General features: G+C 64.0%; 9 protein-coding genes. 2 read left to right on the top strand and 7 right to left on the bottom strand.

Going from position 1 to position 9,310, the window contains the following annotated elements; translation table 11 throughout:
• Window positions 1-506 (top strand): LysE family translocator (locus ACP5E6_RS14165; RefSeq protein WP_427954980.1); only part of this gene is annotated, 506 nt, incomplete at its 5' end.
• Window positions 507-551: 45 nt separating this feature from the next.
• On the opposite strand, the gene ACP5E6_RS14160 is transcribed toward ACP5E6_RS14165, so the two are convergent.
• The 4 genes from ACP5E6_RS14160 to ACP5E6_RS14145 form a co-directional block, all read right to left on the bottom strand.
• Entirely contained in the window at window positions 552-1,268 is a 717-nt protein-coding gene (locus ACP5E6_RS14160) for a pyridoxine 5'-phosphate synthase (RefSeq protein ID WP_427954979.1), read from the bottom strand.
• Window positions 1,265-2,248 (bottom strand): 4-hydroxythreonine-4-phosphate dehydrogenase PdxA, encoded by a 984-nt coding sequence (gene pdxA, locus ACP5E6_RS14155; protein WP_427954978.1) that lies wholly within the window; start codon window positions 2,246-2,248, stop codon window positions 1,265-1,267. The genes ACP5E6_RS14160 and pdxA overlap by 4 nt, the downstream gene beginning before the upstream one ends.
• Window positions 2,245-4,167 carry a DUF3857 domain-containing transglutaminase family protein gene (locus tag ACP5E6_RS14150; RefSeq protein ID WP_427954977.1) on the bottom strand — a complete coding sequence of 641 codons (1,923 nt, stop codon included), beginning with the start codon at window positions 4,165-4,167 and terminating at the stop codon, window positions 2,245-2,247. The genes pdxA and ACP5E6_RS14150 overlap by 4 nt, the downstream gene beginning before the upstream one ends.
• A 164-nt stretch (window positions 4,168-4,331) precedes the next feature.
• A complete protein-coding gene (locus tag ACP5E6_RS14145; protein ID WP_427954975.1) occupies window positions 4,332-4,961 on the bottom strand; it encodes a flavin reductase family protein in 630 nt (209 codons plus the stop codon).
• A gap of 136 nt (window positions 4,962-5,097) precedes the next feature.
• Here ACP5E6_RS14145 and ACP5E6_RS14140 point away from each other — a divergent pair, with 136 nt between their 5' ends.
• Complete coding sequence (locus ACP5E6_RS14140; RefSeq protein WP_427954973.1) at window positions 5,098-6,744, top strand: tetratricopeptide repeat protein; 1,647 nt, start codon at window positions 5,098-5,100, stop codon at window positions 6,742-6,744.
• 151 nt (window positions 6,745-6,895) lie between these two features.
• Here the strand turns inward: ACP5E6_RS14140 and ACP5E6_RS14135 are convergent, their stop codons facing one another.
• The 3 genes from ACP5E6_RS14135 to ACP5E6_RS14125 all read right to left on the bottom strand — a co-directional run bounded on the left by ACP5E6_RS14135 (window position 6,896) and on the right by ACP5E6_RS14125 (window position 8,707).
• Window positions 6,896-7,258 carry an HNH endonuclease gene (locus tag ACP5E6_RS14135; protein WP_427954972.1) on the bottom strand — a complete coding sequence of 121 codons (363 nt, stop codon included), beginning with the start codon at window positions 7,256-7,258 and terminating at the stop codon, window positions 6,896-6,898.
• A gap of 414 nt (window positions 7,259-7,672) precedes the next feature.
• Entirely contained in the window at window positions 7,673-8,071 is a 399-nt protein-coding gene (locus tag ACP5E6_RS14130; RefSeq protein WP_427954970.1) for a type II toxin-antitoxin system CcdA family antitoxin, read from the bottom strand.
• An 87-nt stretch (window positions 8,072-8,158) separates the two neighbouring features.
• Complete coding sequence (locus tag ACP5E6_RS14125) at window positions 8,159-8,707, bottom strand: ester cyclase (RefSeq protein WP_427954969.1); 549 nt, start codon at window positions 8,705-8,707, stop codon at window positions 8,159-8,161.
• Between the last annotated feature and the right edge of the window lie 603 nt (window positions 8,708-9,310).

Below are 9,310 nucleotides of genomic sequence, written 5' to 3'. Positions count from 1 at the left end.
TCTATGGGCTGTTGACCGTGGCCGGCACCAGCACGGCGATGGCGCTGCAGCTCAGTGTCACCGCGCTCGGCCTCGCCACGCTGCTCGGGCAGTTCAGCGTGTGGTTCGGCTGGGTGCGCTGGATCGGCGTGATTTATCTGGTCTATCTTGGCGTCGTGTCATGGCGGGCGCCGGCGCATGATCCGGCGCTGCCCCGATCGCGCCCGCGCTCGGCGCGCGCGATCTGGGCGCGGGGGTTTCTGGTGTCGCTGACCAACCCCAAAACGCTGTTTTTCTATGGCGCGCTGTTGCCGCAATTCATCGATCGCGCCAGCGGTTTCGGGCATCAGATGGCGGTGCTCGCGCTGACCTGCGTCGGCATCGCCCTGGTGATCGACAGCTTGTGGTGCCTGCTCGCTTGCCGCCTGCGCGGCCGGCTTTCGAGCCGGCTCGCGAACCGGGTGGGGGGTGGTGTGCTGATCGGCGCCGGGATCGGGCTGGCGCTGGCGCGCGGGGCGAGGCCGTGAGGGCGCGCGCTGAGGCGGGTTAGTGGCGGGGGTTACCGGCGGTTGTTACCGGCGGCGGGCGGCCTGCATGATTGCGCGCATCCGGTGGATCGATTCGGCGAGGCCGATGAAGAGGGCTTCACCGACGATGAAATGGCCGATGTTGAGTTCGCGCACTTCGGGGATGGCGGCGATCGGGCCGACATTGGCGAAGGTGAGGCCGTGGCCGGCGTGCACCTCGAGGCCGAGCGCGGCGGCGGTGGCGGCGGCTTTGGTCAGGCGGTCGAGCTCGCCGGGCTTACCCTCGGCATAGGCGCCGGTGTGCAGTTCGACGACGGGGGCGCCGAGCGCGGCGGCGGCCTGCAACTGGTGGTCATCCGGGTCGATGAACAGCGAGACGCGGATGCCGGCGTCGCGCAGGCGGGCGATGCGCGGGCCGAGCGCGCTGCTGGTGCCGGCGGCGTCGAGCCCGCCTTCGGTGGTGATTTCGGCGCGGCGTTCGGGCACCAGACAGGCGGCGTGGGGGCGTAATTCGGTGGCGATGGCGACCATTTCATCGGTCGCGGCCATTTCCATGTTGAGCGGCACCGGCAGGGCGCGGGCGCGGCTTATATCGGCATCGCGGATATGGCGGCGGTCTTCGCGCAGGTGCATGGTGATGCCATCGGCGCCGGCTTCGATCGCGAGATGGGCGGCGCGGATCGGGTCGGGGTAGTCGGCGCCGCGCGCGTTGCGCAGCGTGGCGACATGGTCGAGATTGACGCCGAGGCGCTGGCGGCTCACGCGCGCCGCTCCGCCATCATCGAGGCCATGCGCAGGGCCGCGATCAGGCTGGCCGGGCGGGCTTGTCCCTTGCCGGCGATGTCGAACGCGGTGCCATGGTCGGGCGAGGTGCGGATGATGGGCAGGCCGAGCGTGATGTTCACGCTATTCTCCATATCGATGGTTTTGAGCGGGATGAGCGCCTGATCATGATACATGCAAATCGCGGCATCGTAACCCTGGCGCGCCATCGGGGTGAACATGGTGTCGGGCGGCAGCGGGCCGAACGCATCGATGCCGGCTTCGCGCAGGGCGGCGATGGCGGGGGCGATGAGGCGGGTTTCCTCATCGCCCATGGCGCCGGCTTCCCCGGCGTGCGGGTTGAGCCCGGCGATGGCGAGGCGGGGCGAGGCGATGGCGAAATCATGGATCAGCGCGGCATGGGTGATGGTGGCGGCGGTGATGATCGAGCCGGTGGTGAGGGTTTCGATCGCGCGGCGCAGCGCGACATGCACGGTGACCGGCACGACGCGCAGGCCGGGACCGGCGAGCATCATGATCGGGGTGGCGGCGCCGGTGAGGGCGGCGATGAACTCGGTATGGCCGGGGTGTTTGAAGCCGGCGGCGTAGAGCACCGATTTCGCGATCGGATTGGTGACCACGCCAGCGGCGGCGCCGCTGACGGCCAGGGCGGTGGCGCGTTCGATCGCGCCGATCACCGCGGCGGCATTGGCGGCATTCGGCTGACCCGGCACGGCGGGGACGGCGAGTGGCACGGCGAGCAGCGGCAGCGCGCGGGCAAACGCGGTGACCGCCGCGGCGGGATCGTCGATCACCTCGATCGGGACGCCGAAGCCGCCGGCCCAGCCGGCATCGCCGATCAGGAAAAACGGCCGTAGGCCTTGTCCCTGATGGTGCCTTGCGGCGCGCCAGGCGGCGGCGGCGATTTCCCCGCCGATGCCGGCGGGGTCACCCATGGTGAGGGCGAGCGGGGGGGTCATGCCTGGGGTTTCGGGGCGGTGCGTTCCAGCACCACCTGCTGGCGATCGAGCCGGTAGGCCTGGGTGAACAGGGATTTCAGCGCGGCGCGATCGGCCACCGGATACCAGACCCGATCGAGCGAGAGGGTTTGCACGAGATGCAGGGTGGTGCCGTGCATTGTCGCGGTCTGCACGAAACTGCCGGCGGCGGTTTTCACCGTGCCGCTTTCCGGCGTCGCCAGGATTTTGTAACCGGAGGGCAGGGTCAGGTCGGTGGCGAAATGCAGCGTGCCGACCTCGCGCTTCACCGGATAGCGCTTGCTGACCGTGGCGTTGCTGGCGAGGTAGTGGCCCAGATCGGTGAAGGCGAAGCCCTTGTGCACCCGCAGCACGACGATGTGGCCGGCGTTGTAATAGCCTGGCGCCTTCCATTGGTCGTTGATGATGAAGGGGCGGGTCAGATCGTCGGGATGGGCGGCGGTGAAGCTGCCGGTGCCGAGCAGGCCTTCATGGGACAGGACCTGCTCGACCACATGCGGATAGGCCGCCTTGGGCAGCTGGTCGAGAATGTCGCGCATCAGCCAGTCGGTATAGCCGGTGCCGTGGATGGTGCCCTTGCCGATCAGCGCGCCGTGCGGCCCGATGGTTTCGGTGGTGTTTTCGATATAGGCGGCGGGGCCCGAGGGTGTGCGCGACAGGGTGGAATGGTCGGACGCGAGGATCACCGGCTTGTCGATGTCGCCGGCCGGCAGGGTGCCGGGCGTCGCGAAGCCGGATGTCGGGTCGAGGAAGAGGTGGTATTTCGGCACGTAGACGATCACGTGGTCGATAATGCCGAGATTGACGAGAGGGGTGAGCTTGTAATCGGCGCTGCCGCCGTCGATCAGGGCGGGTTCGGCCTCGATGCCCTTGGCTTTCAGCAGCGCGACGAGCAGGGTTTCGGAGGCTTTGCAATCGCCGTAGCGCCTTGCGACGGTGTGGCCGGCCGAGGCCGGAATCCAGCCCGACAGGCCCGGTTCGATGCCGACCCAGCGGATATGGGTGGTGGCCCAGTCATACAGCGCATCCATCGCGGCGCGGCCGGTTTTTGGGCCGGTGATTTCATCGGCGAGTTTTTTGATGTCTGGCGTGACGGCGGATTTCGCGGCCGCGCGCTGCCAATAGGCGTCGCCCAGAGCCTGCCAGTTGGGGAAGGTGGTGGCGATGAACATGGGTTCGAATTGGCCGGCGCTGACCGCATTGCCGGGAATTGAATGATAGGGCGGGTTTTCGAGCGTCGCCGTGATGATCTGGGTGTTGCCCTTGATCGTTTTCGACAATTTGTAGCCGCCGCGCACCGAGGTGAGCAGGTGCAGGCTGGCGGGGGCGCGCACCTCGACCTGTTCGTGCCCGGTGAACTGGTTGGGCGGCACGGCATCGATGCCGGAGAATTCATTGGGGAAATAGGGCTGGAAGCGATGCATGGTGTAGGTGATGTCGAGCTTGCTGCCGCGCTCGACATGGGGGAATTCGATGCTGACGATCTTGGCGTCGCTGAAGGTTGGCGCGTCGACCGCGGAAGGGGCGGTCTGGGTATGGACGTCCTTGGCGGTGACCTTGTAGATCGTGCCGTCCGGCGCGATGGTTTCCGCCGACACCAGATGGAAATGCTCCATCGCGGTGGCGACGACTTCCTGGATCTGGCCGTTGCTCTGAACGCCGTTTTTGGTCAGGGGTTCGATGATTTTATGGACGGTGCGGGTGTAGGTGCCGTTGGCGGCAAGATCGAAAATGTCGCTGTAGGACACCATTTTGAACGGCGCGCCGGCGGCGCCCTGGGTAGTGGAAGGTGGGGTGGCGGAAGGCGGGGTGGCGGAAGGTGGGGCGGCGAACGCGGGTCCCGCGGCGAGACAGGCCACGAACCAGGGCGACGCGATGCGGATCAGCCGAGACAATGCCATTTTCAACTCCGGGTGAACGAAACCGTGCAAGATGTTTACGGTGCGAACCGTTCGTTCAAGTCAAACTTACCGTGATCGGAGCCGCCGCCTCGATCGTTATGCGATTAAGTTGAGGCGGCAGTGGCAACATAATCACATGAAATCGCTCGAGAAAGCATAACGCTCTAGCCGGTCTGCCAGTCCTTGACCGCGATGCGTGGCAGGTCGAACCGGTCGTTGGTGGTGGAATACCAGCCGCCGCCGTGCATGCGGCCGATCAGGTCGAGCCGGGGGGTGTCGATGTGGCAGCGCACCGGATCGAGCACGGCGTCGTCCCGCACATGCATCGCCAGCACCTCGCCGATCACCATGGCGCGGTCGGGGCCGAATTCGATGATCGAGTGTAGTTTGCATTCCATCGCGACCGGGCTTTCCGCGATGCGCGGCGGTTTGATTTTGACCGAAGGCAGCGTGGTCAGGCCGGCCTCGGCCAGCTCATCGATTTCGGGGCCGAAATCGATCGCGGTGATGTTCATTGCCGCCGCATTGGTCTGGGCGACCAGATTGACCACGAATTCGCCGGTGGTGCGGATGTTTTCGCCGGTGTCCTTGATGTCGCCGGGCTTGCGCGCGCCGATGCCGATACAGAGAATCGGCGGTCCGGCGCCGAAGACGTTGAAGAACGAGAAGGGCGCCGCGTTCAGATGCCCCGCCGCGTTCAGCGACACGACCCAGGCGATCGGTCGTGGCACCACGGTGGAGGCCAGGAGTTTGTACTGGTCGAGCGGGGCGAGTTCGGTGAAATCGAAGATCATGACGCATCATTGCCCTGGACGCGGCTTATGTCCATGCGTCGGGGCGGGTTGGCGGTGGATTGCCGGCGATTCTCGTTCAGGTCGCCATCGGCGCGGCGTTAATCGTTTCGTAACCTGTGCGCGGTAGTCTCAGGCCATGGCAGATCGACAATCGCTGATTTCATCGGACGCTGTGCTGGTTCACGCCTATCGCAGCCTGCTGACCCAGGCGCCGGACTCGGCCGTTATTCTGGGGTTGCTGGCGCAGGCGCTGTATGATGCGGGGGATTATCAGGGGGCGGTCGAGGCGGCGGATGAGGCGCTCGGCATCGATCCTGGACTGGTCGATGCACGGCAGACCCGCGCGGCGGCTTTGCAGGCGTTGTGTGATTTCGGCGCGGCGGCGGCGGATTTCACCCTGGTGGCGGCGGCACAGCCCGATCGGATCGGGGTGCAGATCAACCGCGCGATCGCCTATGCCGAGAGCGACCGACCGGGTGAGGCGGTTGCGTGCCTGCATGGATTGATCGCGCGTCATCCGGATTGCGCGGCGGCCTATGCGGTGCTCGGGTCGATTCACGCGCGGTTCGAGGCGGTCGGGGAGGCGCTCGCGGCGTGCCGGCAGGCGGTGGCGCTCGACCCGGATCAGATCATCGCGCACCGGAACCTGGCGGCGCTGCTGCTGGACGAGCACCCCGCCGAGGCGTTGCGGCACGAGGCGGCGGCGTATCGCCAGCAGCAGGTCTTCGTTCCGGCGATGCCGCCCCTGGCACGTCGCGTGCTGGTGCTGACCTGCGGTGCTGCGGCGAGCGTGCCGCTCGCTCATTTATTGCCGCGACCGCGCTATGCGCAGATCCAATGGTTCATCGATTACGCGCGCCCGGAGCAGGATCGGATGCTGCCCGATCATGACCTGATCTTCAATGCGATCGGTGATCCCGATCTGATGCCGGCGCTGGCGGCGCCGGTGCGACGGTTGTTGCAGGAAACCACGCGGCCTATCCTCAATCATCCTGATCGGGTGGGGCAGACCCAGCGCTCGGCATTGCCGGGCATGATGGCGGGCCTCCCCGATATCGTGGTGCCTCAGGTGATCCGGTTGGGCCGGGGGGATGACGCGGCTTTGACGATCGCGCGGCCCCCGACGACCGCGCGACCGGTCATCGTGCGGCCGATCGGGTCGCATGGCGGCAGCGGACTGGTCAAGGCTTCCAGCGTGGCCGAGATCGCCGCGGTCCTGGCGAGGCATGATGCGGTTTATGTCACGGATTTTGTTGAGTATCGTCGCGCGGATGACGGGCTGTACCGCAAATATCGGATGATTTTCGTCGATCGGGTGCCGTATCCGTATCATCTGGCGATCGCCCGCGACTGGCTGGTGCATTATTGGACCGCCGGCATGGCCGATGCGCCGGCGCGGCGGGCGGAGGAGGAGCGGTTTCTGAACGATCCGGCCGGCACGCTCGGCGAACGCGGCCTTGCGGCGGTTACGGCGATCGGCGCGCGGCTTGACCTGGATTACGCCGGGATCGATTTTTCACTGCTGCCGGATGGTCGGGTACTGGTGTTCGAAGCCAATGCAACGATGCTGGTTCACCCCGAAACCGAACCGATGTTCGCATACAAGAACCCGGCGGTAACGCGCATTCTGACAGCGGTTGACCGGATGGTGACGGATCGCCTCGCCTTTCGCGACGATACCCGCCAACGGAGCGGGGCCGGGCATTCCGGCATATTGCCAGAAACGGTTGCAACACGGCTCGATGCGCGATTTCATCAATCCGCGCTGGGTTCGCGATTATGATCCGGGGGATCATGCGGCAGGATTGTGAAATGGGTTGAAATTCTGGCCAGCGTCATCGCAGGGTCGGCTGGACCGCCAGGTCGGTCTTTGCGGCGCCGGGTTGAGCGTGCGGAGCATCTGGTCCGGAACTCTATCCTTTGCCAGCAATAACTCATGCCCTTGCCAGCAATAACTCATGATTGTCGGCGATTGAGATCAGCCCCCGGTCGAACATCCAGTGGGCGGGGCCGCACAGAGCGATACCGTTCCGCATCGAATCCGGGCCGGCAGATGCGACCGGGCGGATAGGGGCCGCCTGAACTTCACTCTGTCCGCCGCCATTGATGAGTTTCAGCCCGGTAAAGCCGCACGTATCTTTATAGGTCGCCTTGATCGCGCTGGAGAATGCAGCATCGCAAAACGGCCGCGCGATCACCCGCTCGATGATCGGGCGATCGAAGGCGGCCTGGGGTTCAGTGAAGCCGCGCCGGCCCACGCGCTCTGAAACCGTCGTAGCGTTGCTTTCGCCGATCACCGGTGCAAACGCCGCCGGCAAAATCACCTCATCTCGTGGTCCGGCCGTGTGCGCACGGCGCGCCCGAACGCGCCCTTGTTCGTGTCGCCATCGGCCCGCTGGAGCGCTGACCCATAATAATGAGTTCCCTCACGAAACGGGACCGGCTGCGCGAAGTCCAGATATGAAACGATCCGGGCGTAAATATTACTCTCCCATACCGCCTCATCAATCTCCGCGCGTAATGGGTTTTCAGCGATTTGTCCGGGTCGTTCGCGTCGAGAAGATAGGGGTGGCGGAGGGAGTGTCCGCCAAAAATTAGTTTTTTTCATATATATATCAATATATTACGGTAAATTCTTGGCTGCATGATTTATGAAATCACCCACAAAAAATTTTGAGTGGGTACTTAGGTCACCTTTGCGTAGGTGGATTTTATTGGTTTTGGTGCTGATGAGACCGGCAGCAACGGAACGACCGTGCGGGTCGCCACGGAGGCAGGAAGTTCTGCGTGGACATCGAAGACGTAACCAGGCCCGCCTTTGGCCGGCATGGCATAGAGATCAAGCCGGGGCATCGGAATGAGCGATAGGCCGCAAGCGGTAGACCGTGCACAGCGACATGCTCGTTCCAGGCATCCATCGCTTCGCGGTTTTGGGGGAGCCAGCGCTGCTCGTGCGCGGAGGACACCTCTGCGGCGATCCCGCGTTTGCATGCCTGTGACAGGTTGATCCCGAATTCCCGCGCTTCTCGGAGCAGATCTTCCGGAAGGGTCACGTTTGTGGCGCGTCGCTGCGACGAGGATGGTTTGTGATCTGCTGGTGAACGCGACATGGCTTACCCCAGATTTGTGTCAGCACGATGCGCATAACTCATGCGCACTTCAAGCCTGCAGATTCGAAGGAGCATTTGCGGCCGATATCAGATCGGTTTGCCTTCACTGCGGCTCCAGGTCTCGGCCATCAGCGTGTTGCTGGGCAGGGTCGTATTGACGACTTTACGTGCGGTTTCGGCACCGGCGATGGGGAGGCCGGTTGGATCGAGCAGACCCAGTTGAACCAGCACCGACGCCTGATCCCAATAGATGTGTTCGTGCGCGAGTTTGCCATCGCGGAACTGGATGATCGCAACCAGCGGAATATCGACCGTGCGACCGGTTGGCGGAATGCCTGGCAGCATCCAGTCGACCGCGGACGTGTGGGTGAAACTGAAGATCACCTCATCGACAATCCGATCATGACCGACCGTGCGGCTGACCGGCACCATTCTGGTATCGGGCGGATTGCCGCCGATGAAATGATATTTGCAGAAGCGTCTGAGCTGACCGTGCCCGACGCCGCCCGTCATCGTCGGGATGTGGTTGACGTAGAGTTCAGGCACCATGGTCGCCATTGTGGCATCCACATCGCGGGTCTCGAATTCGTAGCGGCAGTGCTCTTCCCACAGGGCTTCGAGGTTATGGTCCGCCATGATTGATCTCTCCGTCGGTTGAAAGGCGAGGGTGGCATGGATCAAGGTGATCGGCCCGGGTCTGACTTCCCCGCACACAGTCAAACCGGCGCGTGTTCGATGTCAGGGGAGGGGCTCGATGGTTCAGCTATAGAGTTTCACGTCTCACTCCCGAGCAGATGCAACACGATCTCCCGTTGGTGGCGGTGCTCGATCTGGGGCTGCCGTATCGCGACAAGCCGTCACGTGCGGACTCTAGGGCAGAAATCATCTCATTGATTTCCCTGACATCAGGACCTACGCGCGATAATGCCTATTATCGCGCATAGTGGAATTATTCACGGGGCGGTCGGGGCAAGGGGGGGGCGATACCAAAATCGCGGCCTGATGGAGATGATTCCGTCGTGTCCGTGAATCGTCTGAACGCCGGTTCGAGGCGAGTCGCTGCCGCTACAAGATATTGTTGCACTCGTGGTTTGTCGCCCGGCTCACACCCATCCCGGCCCAAAAGCGTTGAGACGGAAGAAGATTGCTGGTAGGATCAAATCCTATCGAATGAGTGGGGAGTACAAGCTGATGCGTTCGACACAGCAATTGAGCATTACGCTGCCCAAGGACATGGCG

Source organism: Acidiphilium sp., assembly GCF_049977125.1.
GTDB lineage: Bacteria > Pseudomonadota > Alphaproteobacteria > Acetobacterales > Acetobacteraceae > Acidiphilium.
This window is presented reverse-complemented; position numbering and strand designations above follow the sequence as displayed.